Below are 23,922 nucleotides of genomic sequence, written 5' to 3'. Positions count from 1 at the left end.
CGGTGGGGGAGCGGGACGACGGTGGGGTTGGTCGGGACGACGGTGGAGGGCGGGATGACGGTGGAGGGCGGGATGACGGTGGGAGTAGCCCGGCCTTGCATGGCCGGGATATCCCCGGAATCGCCAGGGGCGATTCCGGGGGATCCAATCTGGCCTCAGCCTTCGTCGTCGATCAGGCCGCGGCGTTCGAGTACGGGCTCGATGGTGGGCAGGCGGCCGGCGAAGTCCTGGTAGAGCTCCATGGCGTCTTTGCTGCCGCCCTGCGACAGGATGGTGTCGCGCAGGTGCTGGCCGGTTTCGCGGTCGAGTCCGCCATTTTCCTTGATCCACAGCACGCTGTCGGCGTCGAGAATCTCGCTCCAGATGTAGGAGTAGTAGCCGGCTGAATAGCCGCCCATGATGTGCGAGAAGTACGGCGTGCGATAGCGCGGCGGCACCGGTGTGTAGTCCATCTCCCAGTCGGCCAGTACCTGGGCTTCGAAGTCCATGACTTCATCGAGCGGCGGTACTTCGTCAGCTGTCAGCTGGTGCCATTCCTGGTCGATGACCGAGGCGGAGATGTATTCGGCGGTGCGGAAACCCTGGTTGAAGGTTTCGGCGGCCAGTACGCGGTCGAGCAGGTCCTGCGGGATCTGCTCGCCGGTTTCGTAGTGGCGCGCGTAGTTGGCCAGCACTTCCGGCCATGCGGCCCACATTTCGTAGACCTGCGAGGGATACTCGACGAAATCGCGCGGCACCGAGGTGGCGGCGAAGGTCGGGTATTCGACGTCGGAGAACAGGCCGTGGATGACGTGACCGAATTCGTGGAACAGGGTGGTGACTTCGTCCCAGGTCATCAGCGTGGGCTCGCCTTCCGGCGGCTTGGGAATGTTGAGGTGGTTGCCGGTGACCGAGTGGCCACCCAGCAGGCCGGAATGAATGCGGTAGGAATTCATCCAGGCGCCGCCGCGCTTGTTGGAGCGCGAGTACAGATCGGTGAGCATCAGGCCGATGCCGGTACCGTCTTCTTCAAAGGCTTCCCATACTCGTACGTCGGGGTGGTAGGTCGGCAGGTCGGTACGCTCTTCAAAGGTAATGCCGAACAGCTTCTCGGCCGAGTAGAACACGCCGTCTTTGAGCACGTTATCGAGCTCGAAATAGGGACGGATCTGTGATTCGTCGAAGTCGTAGCGGCGCTGCCGTACTTTCTCGGCATAGTACGACCAGTCCCAGGAGGCCAGTTCGAATGGCTCTTCTTCGGTCTCGTTGATGATCTCCTGGATGTCGGCGCCTTCGGCCCGGGCCGCTTCGAATGCAATCGGTACGACCTGGCGATGCATGTCGTTGACGGTCTCGACCGACCCGGCGGTCTGACGCTCGAGGATGTAGTCGGCATGGGTGTCGTAGCCCAGCATTTCAGCACGACGGGCACGCAGCTCGACCACTCGCCTGACGATATCGCGGGTGTCGTGCTCGTTACCGCGCGAACCCCGGTTGAGCGAGGCTTCGTGAACGCGCTGGCGTGACTCGCGATTGTCGAGGTCGGCCAGTGGCGGCTGACCGGAGGTGTTGAGCAGGGTGATGACGTAGTGACCTTCTTCCAGATCGCGGTCGGCGGCCTCCGAGGCGGCACGGTCGATGGCCGAGTCGCTCAGGCCGGCCAGGGCTTCGCGATTGTCGAACACCACAGCCGAATCGTTGACCTCGGCCAGCACTTTCTGGCTGAACTCGGTGCCCAGTTCGGCCAGCTCGCTGTTGATCTCGCGCAGGGTGTCTTTCTCTTCTTCGCTCAGTTGCGCGCCGGCGCGCACGAAGCGGATGTAATACTCCTCGAGCAGCCTAAGCGATTCGGCATCCAGGTCCAGCTCGTCGCGCTGTTCGTAGAGCGTTTCGATACGGGCGAACAGATCGGGATTGAGGTTGATGGCATCCTGGTGGGCCGACATCTTCGGGGCCATTTCACGCTGAATGTCCTGAAGCGTATCGCTGGTGTTGGCGCCGGCGAGGTTGGAAAACACGCGACCGACATAACCAAGCACCTGGCCGGCAGCTTCCATGGCCACGATGGTGTTCTGGAAGGTCGGCGGTTCGGGGTTGCCGGCAATGGCTTCAATCTCTTCGGCATGCTCGGCCATGCCGACTTCCAGCGCTTCGCGGAAGTGCTCGTCCTCGATCTGGTCAAACGGCGGCATGCCGTAGGGCAGGTCACTCTCGACGAGCAGCGGGTTGGTGTCTTCCTCGGTCTCCGGGGCTTCATCCACGGCTTCGGCCGGTTCGGCCGGCGGGGTGGGTTCAGCCGGCGGCTCCGGCGGTTCGGGCGGTTCGCTGCAGGCGGAAACCAGCAGCGCCGCCGTGATCATCAGGCAGGCAATCAGTGTGACTCTCACGGTCATTCCTCTTCGACTGGGTGGGACAAACTCCGAATGGTAGCACCATCCCGCAGGCTGCACCTACGGTTCGCGTACTCGAAACTGACCGACCGGTTCAACGGCGCCGCTCTTGCGATCAAGCAACTCCAGCGCGTATTCGCCCGGTATTTCAATCAGGGTCGGATCGGGCATCCGGGCGGTGATCAGGCCCTCGTCGGCCTGCAGGGTCGTGGGCAGCTCGACGCCGTCGAACACGACCACGGTGTCGTCGGGAAAACAGTCGACGAGAATCCAGAAGGCCGAGGCGCCATCGGGTTGCTCATTGAATGGTTCACCGGCCACTGTCTCGCGCTCACCCCAGTCCGCGGGGGCACAGAAGCCTGCTTGATCGGGCACCGCCTCGGTCACGGTCAGCGTACCGACCTGTTGCCGACGCTGTGCGACCGGGTCGTAAAGCCACAGTGCCACCGAGCCGCCGGCGCGGGCAATATCATCGAGTATGACGTCGATCAGTTGCACCGAAAAGCCATTGGATCGCGGGCTGATGTGCAGGCGGTGACCCTGCACGAAGAACACCAGCCGGCTGGGCGGGCGTTGCGCCGTCTCGAAGCTGATCACGTTCTCGGGCAGACCCGGGTGCGCAAGAGGCTCGCCCGGAACAAGCTTGGTCGGAGCCTGACCTTGTATGCGAAGCAAGCGCCCTTCCCCGGCCTGTTCGAAACCGGGTTCATCCGGATGGCTGGCATCCTCGCCGAGCAGCTTGACGTGCAAAGCGGCCAGCGCCGCTTCGGTCTGCGACAGCCACCAGCCTTCGTGTTTGAACAGACCGTGTCCGGCCAGGTCGTGTTCAATGCGCTCACCCAGTGTGGCAACCAGATCGCTGAACTCCATTTCATGCTCGGCGCTCAGGGCCAGGTTGTCGAGCAACACCTGGTGCGGGTCGGTATCGTCATGTTGCTCAAGCCAGGCCTGCCCGACCACGGCCACACCGGTCATGTCGCGCGCAATATGGTCGAAGTGAATGCCGGGCAACGCCGCTGGTATCTCCCGAGCAAAACGCCAGAAGAGACCACCGCCGCCCAGCACCAGCAGGCCGCTGCCGGATATCAGCAGAAAGCGGCGTCGATTCATGCCTCACCCCTCCGCAAGTGTCCGGCCAGGCGCGTGGCCAGTGCCACGATGGTCAGTGTAGGGTTGGCGTATCCGGCCGTTGGAAACACCGCGCTGGAGGCCAAGTAGAGGTTATCGGTGCCGAACACGCGGCAGTCCGGATCGACCACGCCCTGCTCGGCATCGGCGCTCATGCGGGCAGTACCCATGTGATGCAATCCGCCGGAAAGACCGTCGCGTGCGTTGTCATCGACAGGCCGGGCAAACTGCAGGCGCCCCAGTCCGCTGCTGCCAATCCAGTAACCCAGGGCATGAACCAGCCGGTCGATAGCCTCGAAATCGGCGTCGGCCACCAACCAGTGCAAATGCAAGCGCCGCATACCCAGATCATCCAGCTCGTCGGACAAAGTAACCCGGCTGTCCGGATTGGGGCTGGGCTCGTTGATCAAGGTCACTCGATAACGCCAGGCCTCGCTGTCCAGCGCCCTGCCCGCCCCGGGTGTCGTCGCCAGGGCCTCCGGCGGCCAGACCGCATCGGGCTCGACCGGCTGCAGCGTCATGCAGGCGTTGTTCAGGCGCTCGCGCCTGATCAGGGCCTGGTCGGGCGCGAGTACTGGCATGACATACCCGTCGCGACCGGGAAACCGCGTGTAGCGCAACTCGGATCGCGTCATCAGGTAGCCGGGCGCATAACCGAAATGATCCATGAAACAACGCCCCAGCAAACCGGACTGATTGCCCAGCGCGGGGCTTTCACTGGTGGCGGTATGCAACAGCAGTCGTGGCACTTCCAGGCCACCGGTGGCCAGCACGAAGCGTCCCGCCGAAAGGGTGAAGCGCTGCCCTTCCAGGGTGGCGACATGTACCAACTTCACCCGGCCGTTCTGGTGGTCCATGCCGGTCACAGTGGCATGCAGAAACACCACCGTGTCCGGATCGCGCTCCAGCGCCTCGCCGTAACGTTCGGAAAAACGTGTGGGCGGGCTGAATCGGAACAGGCGGTTGCGAAACCCCGATCCATCGGCTACGGGCAGCACATCGGAGTCGCTGACGACGGCCGGGTCGTTGTAGTTGTCGCTGTCGATTTCCAGGATGTCGTTGGCCCGTCGATAGCCTTCGGCCAGGTCATCCGGGCCGATGGGCCAGCCACTCATCGGCATCCAGTCGCGCGTCGCGAAGTCGATGTCATCCAGCGGCCGGCACCACCCGCCCCAGTGATTGCTGGTGCCGCCGAAAAAGCGCTGGCGCGAAGCCGGAAGCGGGTAAGGAATGCCGCTTGTATCGGCCTCGTACAGGGCCATGGCATCGGCATCGGGATGGCTGCGACCGCCGGCTTCCAGCAGTGCAACCTTCAGCCCCGACCCACGCAACTCCAGCGCCAGACTCATGCCAGCCGGGCCCGCTCCCACGATGACCACGTCGAACTGACGATGATCGCCATCGTCCAGGGCTTGTCGAATGTCTTCGATCACAGGTTCTGATTCCCGATACTCTGCAAGTAGCTGCCGCGGCGATTGTACAGCGGCAAAACATTCATGATTCCTTCATTGATTTTCCAGCCTTCTGCTGGAATACTCTGCCCTCGACAAATGTCGACGGGGGGGCGTTGATGTTTCCAATCGCAAGGGGCCCAAATTCCAGGTTGTTCTATTCGATGATGACGATTCGCCATGCTCTGTTTGCCCTGGCCCTGCTCGGGCCTGCCGCCATTCATGCCGCCATGCTGACCAACCCCGACTTCGAGGCCGAAGCCGGCGCCTGGTCGGACCGCAACGGACCGCCGGGCTGGGAATTGCGGCTGGACGATGACGATCAGCTCGGCATCGTCGAGGAGATCGACTTTGCCTACAGCGGCAACCACGCCTTTTTCTTTTCCCACCTGCACCGCGGGTTCGGCGGCAGCCGCATGGACCAGTGCGTGGTACTGGGGGACGAAGAGGCCATTGGCCTGTCGGTCGCGGTGCTGACCGACGAACCCGATCCCGAGCTCAGTGTGCGGCTGCGCCTGGATTTCTATGCCGACGAGGTCTGCGACGAGGATTCGGCCAATGCCGATGCAGAACAGGTGCAGAGTGATATCGGGCTGAGCCAGGATCGCGCTCCGGCCGGCCAGTGGACCCGTCTGCAAAGTGAATCGCGACTGCGCTCGGAACTGGGCGAGGATGTGCGTTCGATGCGCGTGAGCCTGCGCGTGCGCGACAGAAGCGACGACGGCCAGCCGCGTGAACCGGCCCGAACTGTCTGGCTGGACGGGGTGTCGCTGGAAGCTGATGTCGCGCTGCTGCCCGAAAGCCAGCGCCAGGCCCTGCGCGAGATCTACCAGGCGACTGACGGCGAGCAATGGCGTCGCCAGCTGGCCTGGATGGGCGCCGAGGGCACCGAATGCCGCTGGCACGGTGTGACCTGCGACGAGGCCGGCGAGACCGTCGTTGCTCTGGACCTGGCCGGCAACCGTCTCAACGGCACCTTGCCCGAGGCCATCGAACAACTGGTGGATCTGAAAAGCGGATCCGGGCTGGACCTTTGCCACAATGCCCTGGATATTCCCGAATCGATGAGCGACTGGGTCGATGCCCGCCAGATCGGCGGCGACCTGACCGAGTGCCAGCACAGTACGCTGGAACCGACCAGCGCCCGCATGGGTGGCCACTTCTATCAGCCCGAAGGGCGTGACGGCGAAGGCATGATGGTCCACATGCTCTCCAACGGTTCGGCGCTGTTTTACTGGGCCACCTACGACGATGACGGCGAACCACTGTGGCTGATCGCCACCGGGCGGGCGCAGGATCGCATCATCCGATTCGATGAGCTCCATCAGACCGCCATGGGCGAACAGGGACTGGAATTGATCCCGGTCGGCCAGGCCCGGCTGGTTTTTCCCGAGGCTGACCCGGCCTGCAGCCGGGCTGCCATGCGATTCCATGTCGATACGCCGGATTTCGGTGCCAGCGACCGGCGCAAACTGGTCTACATCGACGGCATGGGCGGCTGCCAGCGTCCCGAAAGCCAGGATGCCCTGTTCATCGAACTGGAAGGTCAGTGGTATGACCCGGACTTCAACGGCCAGGGCATCAGCCTGGCCCCTTACGACGACGACCGCGTGGTGCTGACCTGGTACACCTACCGCGAGGACGGCACCCAGACCTGGCGCTGGGGTGTGGGCGAGCGCAACGGCGACAGCATCGATTTTGGCGAGATTGTCGAATTCTTCGGCGGCAACTTCAATGACGCCATCGAACCGGATGGATTGACCACCGAACCGGTGGGCACGGCCCGCGTTCACCTGGAAGCCGACGATAACGGCGAAGAACACTGGCACTTCACCTACGAAGGTTATACCGAAGCCGACACTCGCCTGACCCTGGAACGGATCGTCGCCGGGCCTGAACTCATGGCCAGCACCGGTCACCCGCTGTACCTGCAAATGACCTGGGACGATGTCGAAGAGTTGTACCTGCGCGATGTTCGCAGCGACGACCGCCTGCCCGGCCGTGTCCGTTTTGGCCGGGATAGCGAGCCTGAAGACCTGATGGGGCTGCGCTTCCGTGGCAGCAGCTCGCGCTTCCTGCCCAAGAAGGCCTTCAACATCCGTTTCGAGCAGCCGCAGGACCTGCTGTTTGGCAGCGAGCGCATGAACCTCAATGCCATGTACACCGACCCGTCGATGATGCGCGAGAAGCTCAGCTTCATGCTGTGGCATGAACTGGAGCAGCCGGCCTCTCAAACCCGCTATTTCGATTTCTGGCTCAATGGGTTTTACGAAGGGCTGCACATTCACATTCAGCGTGTTGACGAGTGGCTGCTGGCCATGAACGGACTCAACACCGACGCCACCCTGGTGCGCGACGGCTTCCGCGACAACAGCGACCTGGCCGACTCATCGTTCGGACACGATTTCGGCGACCTGGACAGTGACGAGCGTGAAGCTCTGCTGGCCGACAATTTCAACTCCCGCGGCGACCCCGAGTGGGACCGCGTGCGCGAACTCATCGACTGGGCTCAGGACACCCCGGCCGGCATCCAGTATGCCCAGGGCTTTGCCGAGCGTGTCGACGTCGACAACTTCATCGACTGGCTGGTGCTGCACTGGCTGGTCGGCGACATCGACTCCTTCGGCGACGATTACTGGCTCTACATCGATCACGAAGATCCCGAGGCGCGCTGGAAGTTCATTCCCTGGGACAAGGACCTCAGCTTCGGCTCTCACTTCCGCCAGGGCTTCTTTACCGACAATGACTTCTTCCATTACCAGTACGGCCTGTCCGGCGGCTGGGACAACCTGCTGATCTCCAAATTCCTGCAGACACCGGCGCTGCGTGACCAGGCCCATGCCCGCCTTGACGAGCTGATCAGCGAATACTTCCCGGAAAGCTGGTTCTTCGAGCGCATTGATGAACTGGCCGAACAGATCGTCGACAGCGTCAACATCGCCCCCAGCGCGACGGCATTCCGTTTCCATGACCAGAACCATCATGGCGAGCTGGGTCGCTTTGCCGACCATGTCGAAAACCTGAAGGACTTCGTGCAACTGCGCTACCGGTTCATCGAGCACGCCTTGTCGGGTGTTTCGGGGCCACCCGACCAGGCGCAGCTTCTTCTGCCTGCCGGTCACCAGGAACGCTTTGCCCTGGTTGACGGCACCGGTTTCACCCTGGCATGGATCGACCCGATCGAGCCACTTGCCGAGGACACCGAAGTAATTCTGACAGTTGAAGAGTCACCGGGCACCACCGGCATCGACCGCACCTGGACTCTGGACAGCAGCACCGCACTGGGCGAAGTCGAAATAACCCTGTTCTACCGCAACGACCTGCCCTACACCGGCCGCGAGAACTGGTGGACTCTTGGGGATCAAGCGGTTGGCCAGCAGGATGAATTGCAGATGCGCATCGTCCAGGACGATGGCCCGCATGATCATCCCGACACCCGTGTCAATCCTTACTCGAACAAGGCCACTGCAATGCTGAAGGTGGAGGAAGGCAGCATGGAGTTGCAGTTGGTGCTGTTGCCGGTCGTGGGACCATGATGGATAACACCCTCGCCGGGGCCATCTACCCACCCCGTAGACCGGGGTTGCATCCCCGGTGAATAACACAACCGCAAGCCCGTAACGCCGGCGACGCAGCGCCGGCCTACTCGGTTGCACCAAGCCATGGAATGCGGCGACACCCACAGGGAAATCGCCCACCCCGTAGACCGGGGTTGCATCCCCGGTCGACAACACAACCGCAAGCCCGTAACGCCGGCGACGCAGCGCCGGCCTACTCGGTGCACCAAGCCATGGAATCCGGCGACACCTACAGGGAAATCGCCCACCCCGTAGACCGGGGTTGCATCCCCGGTCGACAACACAACCGCAAGCCCGTAACGCCGGCGACGCAGCGCCGGCCTACTCGGTGCACCAAGCCATGGAATCCGGCGACACCTACAGGGAAATCGCCCACCCCGTAGACCGGGGTTGCATCCCCGGTCGACAACACAACCGCAAGCCCGTAACGCCGGCGACGCAGCGCCGGCCTACTCGGTTGCACCAAGCCATGGAATCCGGCGACACCTACAGGGAAATCGCCCACCCCGTAGACCGGGGTTGCATCCCCGGTCGACAACACAACCGCAAGCCCGTAACGCCGGCGACGCAGCGCCGGCCTACTCGGTGCACCAAGCCATGGAATGCGGCGACACCTACAGGGAAATCGCCCACCCCGTAGACCGGGGTTGCATCCCCGGTCGACAACACAACCGCAAGCCCGTAACGCCGGCGGCGCAGCGCCGGCCTACTCGGTTGCACCAAGCCATGGAATGCGGCGACACCTACAGGGAAATCGCCCACCCCGTAGACCGGGGTTGCATCCCCGGTCGACAACACAACCGCAAGCCCGTAACGCCGGCGACGCAGCGCCGGCCTACTCGGTTGCACCAAGCCATGGAACGCGGCGACACCTACAGGGAAATCGCCCACCCCGTAGACCGGGGTTGCATCCCCGGTGAATAACACAACCGCAAGCCCGTAACGCCGGCGACGCAGCGCCGGCCTACTCGGTGCATCAAGCCATGGAATGCGGCGACCCCCACAGGGAAATCGCCCACCCCGTAGACCGGGGTTGCATCCCCGGTCGACAACACAACCGCAAGCCCGTAACGCCGGCGACGCAGCGCCGGCCTACTCGGTGCACCAAGCCATGGAATGCGGCGACCCCCACAGGGAAATCGCCCACCCCGTAGACCGGGGTTGCATCCCCGGTCGACAACACAACCGCAAGCCCGTAACGCCGGCGACGCAGCGCCGGCCTACTCGGTGCACCAAGCCATGGAATGCGGCGACACCTACAGGGAAATCGCCCACCCCGTAGACCGGGGTTGCATCCCCGGTCGACAACACAACCGCAAGCCCGTAACGCCGGCGGCGCAGCGCCGGCCTACTCGGTGCACCAAGCCATGGAATGCGGCGACACCCACAGGGAAATCGCCCACCCCGTAGACCGGGGTTGCATCCCCGGTCGACAACACAACCGCAAGCCCGTAACGCCGGCGACGCAGCGCCGGCCTACTCGGTTGCACCAAGCCATGGAACGCGGCGACACCTACAGGGAAATCGCCCACCCCGTAGACCGGGGTTGCATCCCCGGTCGACAACACAACCGCAAGCCCGTAACGCCGGCGACGCAGCGCCGGCCTACGGTGGGGTGAATCAGTCGGTGAAACCGGGGGATATCCCGAACTGCGTCTCCCCTACCGCCGCCGTCGGAAAAATGCGCGCAACATCTCGGCGCATTCATCGGCCAGCACCCCGCGGGTGACGTCACATCGATGGTTGAGTTTCGGGTTGTCCAGCACCTCGAATATCGAACGATGCGCGCCGGCGCGAAGATCGTCGGCGCCATATACGACCCGCTCGACGCGGGCGTTGACCAGGGCGCCGGCGCACATGCTGCACGGCTCCAGCGTGACGTAAAGGGTGGTGCCGGGCAGTCGATAGTTGCCCACATTGCGGCTGGCCGCGCGCAGCGCCACGATCTCGGCATGGGCGCTCGGGTCGCTGTCGGTAATCACCGTATTGAAACCGGCACCCAGCACCTTGCCGTCGCGAACCACCAACGCGCCGACCGGCACCTCGCCCATGCGCTCGCCCTGCCCGGCCAGGGCCAGGGCCTGCTTCATCCAGTCGGTATCGTCCAATCTCTGTGTTTGTCGGGCCACTGCCCGAGCCTGGAGCAAACCTGTGTGGAATCCTACACCAGTTGACCTCGCGCCACGAACCATGCCACTCCCACTATAATGCCGGGGTTGTTGGCCACATGACCCTGACACCCTCAGGGACCCAAGCAGGAGCATACCCGATCATGCAGACCCGGCACCATCACGACTGGCAAACCTATGACGAGTTGCTGCAAAAGGCAGCTCAATGGAAGCAGCACTTGCAGCAAGTCAAGGAAACACCTCCGGCACCGGAGCGAACCTGGTATGCCCATGACATCATGGCCAGTCTCTGGCACCTGGAAAGCCTGTTTCGGGAGCTTCCGGCATCGATTCTGGATGTGTTTCGAGAGGGCCGTATTGCCGATATCGGCGGTGCCGACGGCGACCTGGCTTTTTTCATGGAATCCATGGGGTTGACCGTGGACCTGATTGACTGGCCTGCCACCAACTGGAATGGGCTGGCCGGCGCCCGCGCCCTCAAGGACCGGCTGGATGCACAGGGTGTCTCCATTCATGAAGTCGATCTCGACAGCCAGTTCAATCTGCCGGCAGAGCAATACGACATGGTGTTTCTGCTGGGCATCCTCTACCATCTCAAGAATCCGTTCTACACGCTGGAAACGCTGGCCCGACACTGCCGATACTGTTGCCTCAGCACCCGCATCGCTCGCCGAACCGCCGACCGCAAGGTTGAACTCGAGGCGGCACCTGTTTCCTACCTTCTCGATCCGCATGAATGCAATAACGATCCGACCAATTTCTGGATCTTCTCGGCAGCCGGCCTGCTGCGGCTGGCCGACCGGACCGGCTGGAATGTTCTGGCCGACAACCGCGTGGGTGATACCAAACGCTCCGACCCCAGCTCGGACGATCATGACGAGCGCATGTTTCTGGTACTGGAAAGCCGCCAGTTCGGGAGTTAGACAGTGAAATCAGCATCCCGGAAGTCATCCTCCATGGGAGTGATCGCGCTGGCCAGCGTCGCGGCACTTCCGGTGCTCAGCTTCTTCCTGTTCGGCACATTCCAGCTCTATGCTGGCAATGCCGACGAGTTCGAAGCCGGTTTTCGCACTCTGCTGCCTCGCTACGTGCCGGCCATGGTCATCATCTGGCTGCTACTGACCGGAGCCGGCCTGTTGCTGCGTGGCTCGATCAGGCAACGCTATGTCTGCGCCGTGTTCGGCCTGGGCGTTCTGATCTGGTTCCAGGGCACGTTCCTGGTCGGCAGCTATGGAGTGCTTGATGGCCGCGGCCTGGACTGGCAGGCCTTCTCGTTTCCGGCCTGGCTGGATATCGCGCTGTGGATTGGCGTGTTGGCCGGATTTGTCATCGCCTATCGGCAGGTCGGCCGCCTGGCCGTATCGGCCAGTGCCGTACTGATAGCCCTGCAACTGGTTTCGGGCCTGCATGTCGGGCTGACCAGCGACACCCGCCTGTGGAGCGCGCGCATTGCCGACGTTTCGGGACCGCCGGAGGATATTTTCCAGTACTCGCGAGAGCACAATGTCGTGCAGTTGATCCTGGATAACTTCCAGACCGATATCTTCGAAGAACTGATCGAGGAAGAGGGGCTTGCCGAAGACTTCGACGGGTTCGTGCTGTTTCGGGAGAACGCGGCGGTCACGCCCTATACGATACTGGCCATCCCATCCATACTGAGCGGACAGGTTTACGATGGCGGCGAGCCCCCCGGAGAATTCTTTCGTCGCAGCATCAGGCAAGGACTACCCAGCCGACTGCACGAGCAAGGCTACCGGGTCAATCTCAGCACCATGCGCTCACTGGAAGACAGCGACCATGACGCTCATTACAGGATCCCGTCGGTGTACGGCGCCACGGCCCGGGAGATGATCGAAAGCGAGGCTGCCCGGCTTGTCGATATCACCCTGTTCCGCCATGTTCCCCACCTGGTGAGAAACTGGGTCTACAACGACAACAACTGGCGGCTCAGTCCGGTCATGGTCGACCCAGAAACCCTGCCGAAGTCTTTTGCTCACAAGCAGTTCTTCCGGGACTACACCGAACGCCTCGATCCGCGCCTCGATGGCCCGGCCTTCCACTTTCTTCATCTCTGGCCGCCGCATCCTCCCTACGTGACCACCGAAGACGGAGAGTATGCCGGAGAGGCACTGCCCAATACCCGGGAGAATTACAAGCACGAAGCCCGCGCCATCCTGCTGCAAGTCGTCGAGTTTCTCGAGAAACTGAAGGATCGCGGAATCTATGATGACACCCTGATTGTCCTGCACAGCGACCACGGGGGTGCTTTCGAACCGGAGTTCACGCCGACACGAACATTGGCACTGAAAGCCATCAAGCCGCGAAACAGCCGTGGTCCCTTGCGCACCTCCAATGCCCAGGTCGCGCTGACCGATGTGGCCGCGACCATCGTCGAGGAAGAGGAACTGGACATCGACTGGCAGGGACGCTCGGCATTCGATGTTTCCGAAGACGAGGTACGCGAGCGCCGCTTCGTTTTCTACCATGGCAATCGCAATCAGTACCTGCGTCCGGTATCCATAAAAGGCAGCCTGTACTCGGCCGACAGCTACACCCATCTCGAGTCCGTGCCCATCGACATGACCGCCGAGACCTACCAGCCGGGAAACACCGTCGGCGTCGGTATTGACGGGGAGGGTTCGGTGTATCTCGGAGAGGGCTGGAGCACACCCGATGCCGGCGTGGTCTGGAACAACGGGCAGGAAGCCACCCTGAACATTCCCATAGAGCCGCAGGAGAACGATCTGCAACTGTCCCTCTGGTTGATACCTGCAATCTACGAGGACGTGCTTGAACAGCAGCGCATCTCCCTCTACAGCGCCGACCGCAAACTCGGGCAGTGGACGCTGGAAAGCCGCGAGGGCACCCGCCTGCAGGCCTCCGTTCCGGCCGAACTGATGCAGACTGGTGAACTTGAGCTTCGACTCGAGTTGCCCGATGCCGCAAGCCAGCAGGAACTGGGCGTGGGAGGCGACCAGCGCCAGCAGAGCATTGCCCTGAGCCGCTTCCTGCTGGAGTAGGTCCCCGGCTCAGCGCCGACGGCGCATCAGGTAGAGCGTACGCTCGCTGCCTTCGACCGGCTCGCGTTCGAGGATCTCGAAATGCCGGGTCATGGCCGCCTCGAAGTGCTCGGCATCGTAGGTATCGAAGATGTCTTCACGGGTGCTGAGCAGGCGCTGGACCTGGCTGTCGCCGCGCGGGACGAATTCGATGATGAGATGCCTGCAGGCGTCGGCAAAAAAGTCGGCCAGCCGGTCCAGCGGCACATTGTTGGAAATGGCCAGGTGGTGAATCAATGCCAGCGCCATGGCGCAGTCCACCGGGCCACGATCCAGAAACGAATCGCGTTCGCGCTCGTGCCAGCCGGTGCCGGGGCTGGGATTGGTCAGATCCAGCAATAGCGGCAGTGGCCCGGACTGCTGTTCGGCACGCAGGCGCCGGTAGTTCTTTTCCACCGCCGAAGGATCGATATCGAAGGCCACCACCGGAATGTCGCGACGGGCGGCGATGCGGCTGAACTCACCGGTATTGGCGCCCAGATCCCAGACCGCCTCGGGCGAGACGGCATCCAGAAAGCGATCGACCAGTGCCTGCTTGGCGGTGAATGCACCCTCGCTGTAATTGGTCGCCTGGTAGTAGTCGGCCCACTCGGTACCACCGGGGTTCCAGTTCAATTTGGAGATGGTGCCGCGCAGGCTGTCGACCATGCCCAGCAGGCCGGTTCGACTGACCCGGGCCTGTTTGACCGACTTGCCGGACTGCGAAGGGGCGGCATCGGCGTAGTTTCTCTGGTAGCGGGCATGCAGGTGCAGATGCATGGCCAGACCGGGCCTGAGCCGGGTGCGCCTGGGCAGCAAGCCGGCGGCGAGATCCAGCGGAATGCCGTCGATATGCACACGCAGCAACTGACCCAGGCGGATATCACGCCTGGCCATCAGCGCCAGCGGGGCGAGGAAATGCTGGCAGAACTGGCGGTAAGCCACCCAGGGCTCACCCTCGCGGTAGACCTCGAATGACAGCGTGTCGATCATCACCGGCCGGCCGCGATGGAACTGGATGTTGTAGGCCGAGGCATCTTTCAGACTCATGTCATGCTGCATGGCCAGGCGCTGGATCTCCAGGGTGGCCAGGGCGGCATCCTTGAGCTGGCTGAAACTCCACTCGTAGGGCCAGGACAAAAACTCCAGCGGCTCGGGCCGGAGAATCCGGTAGGCCGTGTCCGGCTCGGCGACCGGCCCGTCGACTTCCTCATGCGGAATCAGCAGACCCCGCTCGACCAGTTTCTGATACAGACCCGAATCGATCAGACGATGGTAGTCCTCGCGATAGCGCTGATTGACCTGGCGGTAGACGACGCCGTCCTGCCTGAACACGAAGCCTGAAGGGTCGCGAAAAGAGGCAGCCGCCACCGTCGCTGCTATCTTGCTGGAATCTTCCATCAATCACTCCGTCTTGCCGCATGGAGCCACCCCGGGATTCAAGCGAGTGGCCGAAAGCAGGTGATTTTACAATCTTGTTACAATGCATGGTTTACCGTTCGCGTCCACCGCGACGGCAAAACACAAGCGATACAGCGAATGACCGGAATGGACAGAGCAATGCACCGAGCACGAATTACCTTTTTCTGGATCGCCGTGGCCGCGCTGCTGGCTTTCGTCTCCATGCCGGTCCATGCCTATATCGACCCCGGTACCGGCAGTGCCATTTTGCAGGGCATCCTCGCCGCCCTGGCCGCCATTGCGCTGACCGCCAAGCTCTACTGGCATCGGCTGTTGCGTCTGCTCGGGCTGCGCAAGCGCACCGAGGAACCGGTCAGTGACGCCACGCAGGAACAGGGCGAACACGCCGAAGAATCCAGAAACGACTGAATCCAGGCTGCACATGATTCGCTCGATGCTGGCCGCTGCGGCCCTGTTGGCGGCCCTGCCGATTTCGGCTGAAGCACTGGAGCTGCAATCCGACACCCTGCATCTGGGCTGGGGCGCGGATCACCCTGCACCGACCACCTTCCAGGTCAGAAGCGACCGCGATGCCCGCTGGCAATCACTGATCAGCGCCGACTCGAAGCTCGGTGGCAGTCGGCACCTGCAGTTGCACATCGGCGGCGAGCCGCTCGACAACTGGCAGCTCGACGCAGCCGACCCGACAGGCGTGGTCGCCCGCAGCCATGATCCAGACCGCGAGCTTGAATTCCGGCAGCACTTCGAACTGGCCGAGGGCGGACATACCCTGCACTTGCAGATCACCGTAACCAATCAGGGCGGTTCAGAAACGAACCTCGACGGCCTGGGGCTTAGCCTCGGCCCGGGTCTGGGCGAAGAGCCAATCGACGGGCTGGGCATGGCTGCGGCCCTGTACTCCTTTGTCGATACCATCGGGTTGGTGGATGGACGCATCCAGCGCCCGGCAAGACCGGAGCCCGGCGAAACCCTTTCCCTTGGGGAACTGGCCGGTGCAGAATGGCTGGGACTTTACAGCCGCTATTTCGCCCTGCTGCTCAAGCCTGACGACCCGACCACCATCAACTCAGCCAGCGCCGCGCTGCCTGCACCAGACTCGTCCTCGCTGCCGGCCCGCTACCTGCCTGGGTTGATGTTGGAATTGGACGAAGCGAGCCTGGCCGCGGGCGAAAGCCGGGAGTGGGAGTTCACGGTATTCGCCGGCCCACGATCGCGACAGGCAGTCGCAGCGGGCGAGGCAGATTTCTCCGATGTGCTGTTTCCCGGACTCTGGCAGTGGATGCGCTATCTGTGCTTTGGCCTGCTGTGGCTGCTGGAAGTGCTGTTTGCCCTGATCCCCAGTTGGGGCCTGGCCATTATCGTGCTGGCCGTCCTGGTGCGCCTGGCCATGTATCCGCTAGCCAGGCGGGCCCTGGCCGGACAACACGCATTTGCCGAAGTCCAGCGCCGGATCCAGCCGGAAATCGCAGAGATCAAGCAACGCTACAAGGGTGGTGAGCAGAGCGAGCGGATTCTTGAACTCTACGAGAAGCATGACGTCAGTCCCCTGGCCGGACTCAAGCCGCTACTGATCGTGCTGATCCAGATTCCAGTGTTCATCGCGTTGTTTCATGTGCTGGGCCAGGCCTTCGAACTGCGCGAGGCGCCTTTCCTGTGGATCGAGACACTGGCCGAACCCGACCGGCTGTTTTCGATGGGTCTCTCGCTGCCGTTTTTCGGCCAGTATTTCAACCTGCTGCCTGTCTTGCTGGCCATCACCACGCTGATGACCCTCAAGCTCTCGCCGGCACCGGCCGCGGACGCCACGGCCCAGAGGCGTCAGAACATCTTTCTGGTGATCATGGCCCTGGGCTTTTTCCTGATTTTCTACCCCTTCCCTGCCGGCATGGTGCTGTACTGGACCGCCGCCAACATACTCCACATCGCCCAGAGTCGTCTGACTTCATCCAGCCGCTGAGTGTACGCCGGGGATGCAACCCCGGCCTACGGCTAGGAGAACCCTTGAAATAATACGCCGGGGATGCAACCCCGCCCCACGGCTAGGAGAACCCTTGAAATAATACGCCGGGGACGCAACCCCGCCCCACGGCTAGGAGAACCCTTGAAATAATACGCCGGGGACGCAACCCCGCCCCACGGCTAGGAGAACCCTTGAAATAATACGCCGGGGACGCAACCCCGCCCCACGGCTAGGAGAACCCTTGAAATAACGCCGGGGACGCAACCCCGCCCCACGGCTAGGAGACCCCTTGAAATAATACGCCGGGGATGCAACCCCGCCCCACGGCTAGGAGAACCCTTGAAATAATACGCCGGGGATGCAACCCCGCCCCACGGCTAGGAGAACCCTTGAAATAATACGCCGGGGATGCAATCCCGGCCTACGGTTTGGAGAACCCTTGAAATAATACGCCGGGGATGCAACCCCGGCCTACGGCTAGGAGAACCCTTGAAATAATACGCCGGGGATGCAACCCCGGCCTACGGCTAGGAGAACCCTCGAGGTAGCCCGGCCTTGCATGGCCGGGATTGCTAGGAGAACCCTCGAGGTAGCCGGGATTGCAGGGGTGGCCGTGCAGAGGGCATGCGTGGGAGGTCCCGGATAAGTGCTGCGCATTTTCCGGGACGACATGCCAACCCTGCCCGCCTTATTCCCACTCGATGGTCGCCGGGGGCTTGCCGGAGATGTCGTAGACGACTCGGGATACGCCGTCGCATTCATTGATGATGCGGCGCGAGACATGGTCGAGGAAGTCGTGGTCGAGGTAGGCCCAGCGCGCGGTCATGAAGTCAATGGTTTCGACGGCGCGCAGGGCAATCACGTACTCGTAGCGGCGGGCATCGCCGACAACACCGACGGACTTCACCGGCAGGAACACGGCAAAGGCCTGGCTGACCTTGTCGTAGAAGCCGGCCTTTCTGAGCTCTGAAATGAAGATATGATCGGCTTTCTGCAGCGGCTCGACATACCCGGGCTTGACCTCACCCAGGATGCGCACGCCCAGTCCCGGTCCCGGGAAGGGATGACGCATGACCAGTTCGCGCGGCAGGCCCAGCTCGATGCCGATCTCCCTGACCTCGTCCTTGAACAGTTCCTTCAGAGGCTCGACCAGCTTGAGATTCATGTCCTCGGGCAGGCCGCCGACATTGTGGTGCGACTTGATCACCTTGGCCTTGCCGGTGGCCGCACCAGCCGATTCGATGACATCGGGATAGATCGTGCCCTGGGCCAGCCAGCTGGCTTCCTGATGACTCTTGGCCGACTGCTCGAACACGCGAATGAACTCGCGGCCGATGATCTTGCGCTTCTCTTCCGGGTCGGACACGCCGGCCAGGGCATTCATGAACTGATCGCGCGCATTGATGCGCTCGACGCGCACGCCCAGGTGCTCGGCGAAGGTGGCCATGACCTGGTCGCCTTCCTGGTAGCGCAGCAGCCCGGTATCGACAAAAATGCACAGCAGTTGATCACCGATGGCCTCGTGCAGCAATGCAGCCACCACCGAGGAGTCCACCCCGCCGGAAAGCCCCAGCAGTACGGTGTCTTTACCGACCTGCTCACGCACCCGGGCAATCTGGTCGTCGATGATGGCTGCGGTGGTCCAACCCGCCTCGCAACCGCAGATGTCATGCACGAAACGTTCGAGTATGCGCCGTCCCTGAACGGTATGGGTGACTTCAGGGTGGAATTGCAACCCGTAGTAGCGACGCTGGTCGTCGCCCATGCCGGCAATCGGCGCCGAGGCGGTGGTGCAGATGGTCTTGAAGCCTTCGGGCAGCGTGGTGACCTTGTCACCATGACTCATCCATACATCCAGCAACGCCTGCCCGTCGGGGTCCACCCGGTCCTCGATGCCGTCGAGCAGCCGGCCAGGTGCGTCCTGTGCCACTTCGGCATAACCGAACTCCTTTTCGTCCGAAGGGCTGACCACGCCGCCGAAATGGCTGGCCATCGCCTGCATGCCGTAGCAGATGCCCAGCAATGGCACACCCAGGTCGAACACAACCTGCGGAATACGCGGGCTGTCCGCATAAGCCACGGATTCCGGCCCGCCGGACAGCACGATACCGGTTGCACCGAAGTCACGAATCACGTCGTCTCCGACGTCAAAAGGCAGGATTTCCGAATACACCCCGATCTCGCGCACACGACGCGCAATCAATTGCGTGTACTGGGAGCCGAAGTCGAGGATGAGGATGCGGTGGGTGTGGATGGACATGCTGGTGGCTTGCGGTTGGGTGGGTGGAGGGGTTTGGGGTTCGTGGCTTTCGGTGGGTTGGGAGGTTCAGTTTCAAGTGTTAAGTGTGAAGTGTGAAGTGTGAAGTTGGGGCTTGCGATTAGATTTGTCGAATGGTTTCGGGTTTAGTGGCTTCGGTTGGGTTGGGGGTGTTAGGTGTTAGGTGTTAGGTGTTAGGTGCTGGCACCAAGCCTTGACCAGCTCCCTTGCTCCTTAACACATAACACATAACACCTAAATCTTCACACTTCACACTTCAAACTCCATAGAGCTACCCCAACTTGTAATTCGGTGCTTCCTTCGTGATTGCTACGTCGTGGGCATGGGATTCTCGGACGCCGGCCGGGGAGATTCTCACGAATCGGGGGCGGGTGCGCATTTCGTCGATGCTGGCGCAGCCGACGTAGCCCATGGAGGCGCGTAGCCCGCCCATGAGCTGGTGGACGACGCCGCCCAGCGGGCCCTTGTAGGGCACGCGGCCTTCGATGCCTTCCGGAACGAGCTTGTCGGCTTCGGCCTCGGCCTGGAAGTAGCGGTCCTTGGAGCCCTGCTCCATGGCACCCAGCGAGCCCATGCCGCGATAACTCTTGTATGAACGGCCCTGGTAAAGCACTACTTCGCCGGGCGCTTCCTCGGTACCGGCCAGCAGGCCGCCGATCATGACGCTTGAAGCGCCAGCCGCCAGGGCCTTGGCCACGTCACCGGAGAAACGAATGCCGCCATCGGCGATCAGGGGCACATCGGACTTGCGAACCGCATCGGCCGCGGCGGCCACGGCGCTGACCTGGGGTACGCCGATACCGGCGACCACGCGGGTGGTACAGATCGAGCCGGGTCCCTGCCCGATCTTGATGCCGTCGGCCCCGGCCTCGGCGAGGTCGCGGGCTGCATCGGACGTCGAGACGTTGCCACCAATGACCTGAACATCGGGGTAATGCTTCTTGACCCAGGATATGCGGTCGAGCACGCCCCGGGAATGGCCGTGCGCGGTGTCGACCACGACGATGTCGATCCCGGCCTCGACCAGCGCGGCGATGCGGTCCTCGGTATCGCCGCCCACGCCAACCGCGGCCGCAGTGAGCAACTGCTCGGCACTGTCCTTGGCGGCATTGGGGAAATCACGCGACTTCTGGATGTCCTTGACCGTGATCAGGCCCTTGAGCTGGAAATTGCCGTTGACCACCAGCACCTTCTCGATGCGGTGTTTGTGCAGCAGCTCCAGCACCTCATCCTGGCTGGCGCCCTCCTGCACGGTGACCAGCTTGTCCTTGCGCGTCATGATATTGCGCACCGGATCGTCGAGGTGGCGCTCGAAGCGCATGTCGCGACTGGTGACGAGCCCCACCAGCTCGCCACCATCAACCACCGGCACGCCGGAGATGTTGTGCCGCCGGGTCAGCTCGAACACGTCGCGAATGCTGGTGTAGGGGTCGACCGTGATCGGATCCTTGATCACGCCGGCCTCGTACTTCTTGACGATGCGCACCTGCTCGGCCTGGCGCTCGATGGTCATGTTCTTGTGGATGACGCCTACGCCGCCAGCCTGGGCCAGGGCAATGGCCAGGCGGGCCTCGGTGACGGTGTCCATGGCCGCCGAAGCCAGGGGGATATTGAGCTTGAGATCGCGCGTGATGCGGGTCGAAAGATCGACGTCCTTGGGGAGCACCTCGGAGTAATCCGGCACCAGCGAAACATCGTCAAAAGTAAGGGCTTCGTCGATCAGGCGCATGGGGCGTGCTCCGGCAGGTAAATCCCGCCATTTTACACCTTAAATGCCGTTATGAGCAAACTTGGGAGAGGCGAGAGCCAGCCGTAGGTCGGGGTCACATCCCCGACGGGCGACATTTCGGGCCTGAACGCTCGTAGCTCATGTGTGAACAAGCCTGCTGACTCGTCCGTCGGGGATGTGACCCCGACCTACTCGGGTCGCGTTGGAGTCCGTCGGGGGTGTGACCCCGACCTGCGCGGGTCAGGCTCCTACGGTAAAGCTCTCTCCGCAGCCGCATTCGCCGGTCACGTTGGGGTTGGTAAAGCGGAATTCGCGCACCAGGCCCTGGTGGACGAAGTCGATGCGGGTGCCGGCGACCATGGACAGTGCCTTGTCATCGACGATGACCTGGATGCCCCGGTCCTCGAAGACATGATCTTCGGCGGCAGCCTCATGGGCCAGGCCAACATCGTAGGCCCAGCCGGAGCAGCCGGTGCGTTTGACCGAGAGCCTGAGTCCGATACCCCCGTCTCGCGCCATGAATTCACGCACCCGCTCGGCGGCCGCCTCGGTCAGGCTGACGCCTTCTTCAGTCAGGTTTTCTTGGGTTGCCGTAGCCATGTCCAGTATTATTGCGTCTTGCCCGTCATGTTTCAATGAAAAGGATTTTCATTTCCACCATGCAAACTGCCAGCATCAAAGCGGTGCTCGGCGGCGAAATTGCCGTCGGCTCCGAAATCGTCGTCCAGGGTTGGGTTCGCACCCGGCGTGACTCCAAGGCCGGATTCTCCTTCATCCATCTCAACGATGGCTCCTGTTTCGGCAACCTGCAACTGGTCGCCGACAAGGACCTGCCCAATTATGCCAGCGAAATCCAGAAACTGACTTCCGGCTGCTCGCTGCGCTGCCGCGGCACGGTGGTGGAATCCAGGGGGCGTGGCCAGAGCGTGGAAATCCAGGCCGCCGAGATCGAGGTGCTGGGCTTTGTCGAGGACCCCGACACCTACCCCGTGCAGCCCAAGCAGCACAGCTTCGAGTTTCTGCGCACCGTGGCCCACCTCAGGCCGCGCACCAACACCTTCGGCGCGGTTACCCGCGTGCGCCATGCCGCGGCCCGAGCCATTCACGAGTTCTTCGACGAACACGGCTACTACTGGGTCAACACGCCGATTGTGACCGCCTCGGACGCCGAAGGCGCCGGCCAAATGTTTCGTGTCTCCACGCTCGACCTGATGAATCCGCCGCGTACCGACGACGGCAAGATCGACTTCCGCGAGGATTTCTTCGGCCGCGAAACCTTCCTGACCGTATCGGGGCAACTCAACGTCGAGGCCTACTGCCTGGCGCTTTCCAAGGTCTACACCTTCGGCCCCACTTTCCGTGCCGAGAACTCCAACACTGCCCGCCACCTGGCCGAGTTCTGGATGATCGAGCCGGAAGTCGCTTTTGCCGACCTGGAGGACCTGGCCAGGCTGTCCGAGGACTTCCTCAAGTTCGTATTCGCCCGCGTGCTGGAGCGCTGCGGCGAGGACATGGCTTTCTTTGCCGAGCGCATCGAGCCGGAAGCGATTACCCGGCTGGAGAAGCTGGTCGACAGCGATTTCGTGCAGATGGACTACGCCGAGGCTATCGAGATTCTGAAAAGCTCCGGCAAGAAGTTCGAATTCAAGCCTGAGTGGGGCGTGGACCTGCAGACCGAGCATGAGCGCTACCTGACCGAGCAGCACTGCAAGGCCCCGGTGGTAGTCAAGAACTACCCCGACGAAATCAAGGCCTTTTACATGCGCCTCAATGACGACGGCAAGACAGTGGCCGCCATGGATGTCCTGGCACCGGGTATCGGCGAGATCATCGGTGGTTCGCAGCGCGAGGAGCGTCTGGATGTTCTCAAGTCGCGCATGGCCCACCACGGCCTGGATGCCGAAACCTACAGCTGGTACGTCGACCTCAGGCGCTACGGCACCGTCCCCCACGCCGGCTTCGGCCTGGGCTTCGAACGCCTGCTCAACTACATCACCGGCCTGGGCAATATTCGCGACGTGATTCCGTACCCGAGAACGCCGGGGAGTGCGCCGTTTTGATGGTGAGAGGTAGAAGGTGGGAAGTGGGAAGTGGGAAGTGGGAAGTGGGAAGTGTTAAGTGTGAAGTGTTAGGTGTTAGGTGTTAGGTGTTGGGTGTTAGGTGTTGGGTGTTAGGTGTTGGGAAAGCGGGAGACGGTGATCAGGGCACTTGGTCGTCCCGGAATCACCGCAGGTGATATCCGGGATCTCGCAGGCTGGTCTTCTGCACGGCACACCGGCCGAAGCCTGAGGCCCTGCCCGCTTGAATGTGCGAGGTCCCGGCGCTTTGGCCGGGACGACAGAACTTGCCCACCGGTCGTCCCGGAATCGCCGCAGGCGATATCCGGGACCTCGCACGCTGGCTTTCCGCACGGCGCACCGGATACAGCCGGAGGCCCTGCACGCTTGACCGTGCGAGGTCCCGGCTCTTCGGCCGGGACGACAGAACTTACCCATCCGTCGTCCCGGAATCGCCGCAGGCGATATCCGGGACCTCGCACGCTGGCTTTCCGCACGGCGCACCGGATACAGCCGGAGGCCCTGCACGCTTGAATGTGCGAGGTCCCGGCGCTTTGGCCGGGACGACAGAACTTGCCCACCGGTCGTCCCGGAATCGCCGCAGGCGATATCCGGGACCTCGCACGCTGGCTTTCCGCACGGCGCACCGGATACAGCCTGAGGCCCTGCACGCTTGACCGTGCGAGGCCCCGGCTCTTCGGCCGGGACGACAGAACTTGCCCACCGGTCGTCCCGGAATCGCCGCAGGCGATATCCGGGACCTCGCACGCTGGCTTTCCGCAC

At 62.6% G+C, this 23,922-nt stretch carries 14 protein-coding genes; 6 read left to right on the top strand and 8 right to left on the bottom strand.

Annotation, left to right across the window (positions count from 1 at the left end):
- Positions 1 to 155: 155 nt before the first annotated feature.
- The 3 genes from IC757_RS06380 to IC757_RS06370 form a co-directional block, all read right to left on the bottom strand.
- Positions 156 to 2,366, bottom strand: a complete 2,211-nt coding sequence (locus IC757_RS06380; protein WP_223846285.1) for a M3 family metallopeptidase — start codon at positions 2,364 to 2,366, stop codon at positions 156 to 158.
- A 63-nt stretch (positions 2,367 to 2,429) separates the two neighbouring features.
- A complete protein-coding gene (locus tag IC757_RS06375) occupies positions 2,430 to 3,479 on the bottom strand; it encodes a hypothetical protein (RefSeq protein WP_190976518.1) in 1,050 nt (349 codons plus the stop codon).
- Complete coding sequence (locus IC757_RS06370; protein WP_190976517.1) at positions 3,476 to 4,930, bottom strand: FAD-dependent oxidoreductase; 1,455 nt, start codon at positions 4,928 to 4,930, stop codon at positions 3,476 to 3,478. Before IC757_RS06370 ends, IC757_RS06375 begins: the two co-directional genes overlap by 4 nt.
- A gap of 182 nt (positions 4,931 to 5,112) precedes the next feature.
- On the opposite strand from IC757_RS06370, the gene IC757_RS06365 reads away from it, so the two are divergent.
- Positions 5,113 to 8,484 (top strand): CotH kinase family protein, encoded by a 3,372-nt coding sequence (locus IC757_RS06365; protein WP_190976516.1) that lies wholly within the window; start codon positions 5,113 to 5,115, stop codon positions 8,482 to 8,484.
- A gap of 1,703 nt (positions 8,485 to 10,187) precedes the next feature.
- On the opposite strand, the gene tadA is transcribed toward IC757_RS06365, so the two are convergent.
- Positions 10,188 to 10,655 (bottom strand): tRNA adenosine(34) deaminase TadA, encoded by a 468-nt coding sequence (gene tadA / locus IC757_RS06360; protein WP_223846284.1) that lies wholly within the window; start codon positions 10,653 to 10,655, stop codon positions 10,188 to 10,190.
- Between the two features lie 143 nt (positions 10,656 to 10,798).
- Here tadA and IC757_RS06355 point away from each other — a divergent pair, with 143 nt between their 5' ends.
- On the top strand, positions 10,799 to 11,578 hold the full coding sequence (locus IC757_RS06355) for a class I SAM-dependent methyltransferase (protein WP_190976514.1): 780 nt from the start codon (positions 10,799 to 10,801) through the stop codon (positions 11,576 to 11,578).
- Positions 11,579 to 11,581: 3 nt separating this feature from the next.
- Complete coding sequence (locus IC757_RS06350) at positions 11,582 to 13,675, top strand: sulfatase-like hydrolase/transferase (RefSeq protein ID WP_190976513.1); 2,094 nt, start codon at positions 11,582 to 11,584, stop codon at positions 13,673 to 13,675.
- Positions 13,676 to 13,684: 9 nt separating this feature from the next.
- On the opposite strand, the gene IC757_RS06345 is transcribed toward IC757_RS06350, so the two are convergent.
- Positions 13,685 to 15,094: a class I SAM-dependent methyltransferase gene (locus tag IC757_RS06345; protein ID WP_190976512.1), complete on the bottom strand. Its 1,410-nt coding sequence runs from the start codon at positions 15,092 to 15,094 to the stop codon at positions 13,685 to 13,687.
- A gap of 159 nt (positions 15,095 to 15,253) precedes the next feature.
- Between IC757_RS06345 and IC757_RS06340 the strand changes: the two genes are divergently transcribed.
- Both IC757_RS06340 and IC757_RS06335 read left to right on the top strand, forming a co-directional pair.
- Positions 15,254 to 15,523, top strand: a complete 270-nt coding sequence (locus tag IC757_RS06340; protein WP_190976511.1) for a hypothetical protein — start codon at positions 15,254 to 15,256, stop codon at positions 15,521 to 15,523.
- A 13-nt stretch (positions 15,524 to 15,536) separates the two neighbouring features.
- Entirely contained in the window at positions 15,537 to 17,072 is a 1,536-nt protein-coding gene (locus IC757_RS06335; protein WP_190976510.1) for a YidC/Oxa1 family insertase periplasmic-domain containing protein, read from the top strand.
- 691 nt (positions 17,073 to 17,763) lie between these two features.
- Here the strand turns inward: IC757_RS06335 and guaA are convergent.
- The 3 genes from guaA to IC757_RS06320 form a co-directional block, all read right to left on the bottom strand.
- A complete protein-coding gene (guaA, locus tag IC757_RS06330; RefSeq protein ID WP_190976509.1) occupies positions 17,764 to 19,335 on the bottom strand; it encodes a glutamine-hydrolyzing GMP synthase in 1,572 nt (523 codons plus the stop codon).
- A 289-nt stretch (positions 19,336 to 19,624) separates the two neighbouring features.
- Complete coding sequence (gene guaB / locus IC757_RS06325; protein WP_190976508.1) at positions 19,625 to 21,082, bottom strand: IMP dehydrogenase; 1,458 nt, start codon at positions 21,080 to 21,082, stop codon at positions 19,625 to 19,627.
- Between the two features lie 240 nt (positions 21,083 to 21,322).
- A complete protein-coding gene (locus IC757_RS06320) occupies positions 21,323 to 21,682 on the bottom strand; it encodes a HesB/IscA family protein (RefSeq protein WP_190976507.1) in 360 nt (119 codons plus the stop codon).
- A 59-nt stretch (positions 21,683 to 21,741) separates the two neighbouring features.
- On the opposite strand from IC757_RS06320, the gene asnS reads away from it, so the two are divergent.
- On the top strand, positions 21,742 to 23,142 hold the full coding sequence (gene asnS, locus IC757_RS06315; protein WP_190976506.1) for an asparagine--tRNA ligase: 1,401 nt from the start codon (positions 21,742 to 21,744) through the stop codon (positions 23,140 to 23,142).
- Positions 23,143 to 23,922 lie beyond the last annotated feature (780 nt).

It is taken from the genome of Wenzhouxiangella sp. AB-CW3 (genome assembly GCF_014725735.1).
Lineage (GTDB): Bacteria > Pseudomonadota > Gammaproteobacteria > Xanthomonadales > Wenzhouxiangellaceae > Wenzhouxiangella.
The sequence above is the reverse complement of the archived record's forward strand: the minus strand, read 5'-3'. Positions and strand labels throughout refer to the sequence as shown.

Bases quoted from the DNA above. Each gene is read 5' to 3' on its own strand.
- IC757_RS06340 (WP_190976511.1), top strand. From the start codon at position 15,254: ATGCACCGAGCACGAATTACCTTTTTCTGGATCGCCGTGGCCGCGCTG.
- IC757_RS06365 (WP_190976516.1), top strand. From the start codon at position 5,113: ATGATGACGATTCGCCATGCTCTGTTTGCCCTGGCCCTGCTCGGGCCT.
- guaB (WP_190976508.1), bottom strand. From the start codon at position 21,082: ATGCGCCTGATCGACGAAGCCCTTACTTTTGACGATGTTTCGCTGGTG.
- IC757_RS06320 (WP_190976507.1), bottom strand. From the start codon at position 21,682: ATGGCTACGGCAACCCAAGAAAACCTGACTGAAGAAGGCGTCAGCCTG.
- asnS (WP_190976506.1), top strand. From the start codon at position 21,742: ATGCAAACTGCCAGCATCAAAGCGGTGCTCGGCGGCGAAATTGCCGTC.
- IC757_RS06345 (WP_190976512.1), bottom strand. From the start codon at position 15,094: ATGGAAGATTCCAGCAAGATAGCAGCGACGGTGGCGGCTGCCTCTTTT.
- IC757_RS06355 (WP_190976514.1), top strand. From the start codon at position 10,799: ATGCAGACCCGGCACCATCACGACTGGCAAACCTATGACGAGTTGCTG.
- IC757_RS06375 (WP_190976518.1), bottom strand. From the start codon at position 3,479: ATGAATCGACGCCGCTTTCTGCTGATATCCGGCAGCGGCCTGCTGGTG.
- IC757_RS06335 (WP_190976510.1), top strand. From the start codon at position 15,537: ATGATTCGCTCGATGCTGGCCGCTGCGGCCCTGTTGGCGGCCCTGCCG.
- guaA (WP_190976509.1), bottom strand. From the start codon at position 19,335: ATGTCCATCCACACCCACCGCATCCTCATCCTCGACTTCGGCTCCCAG.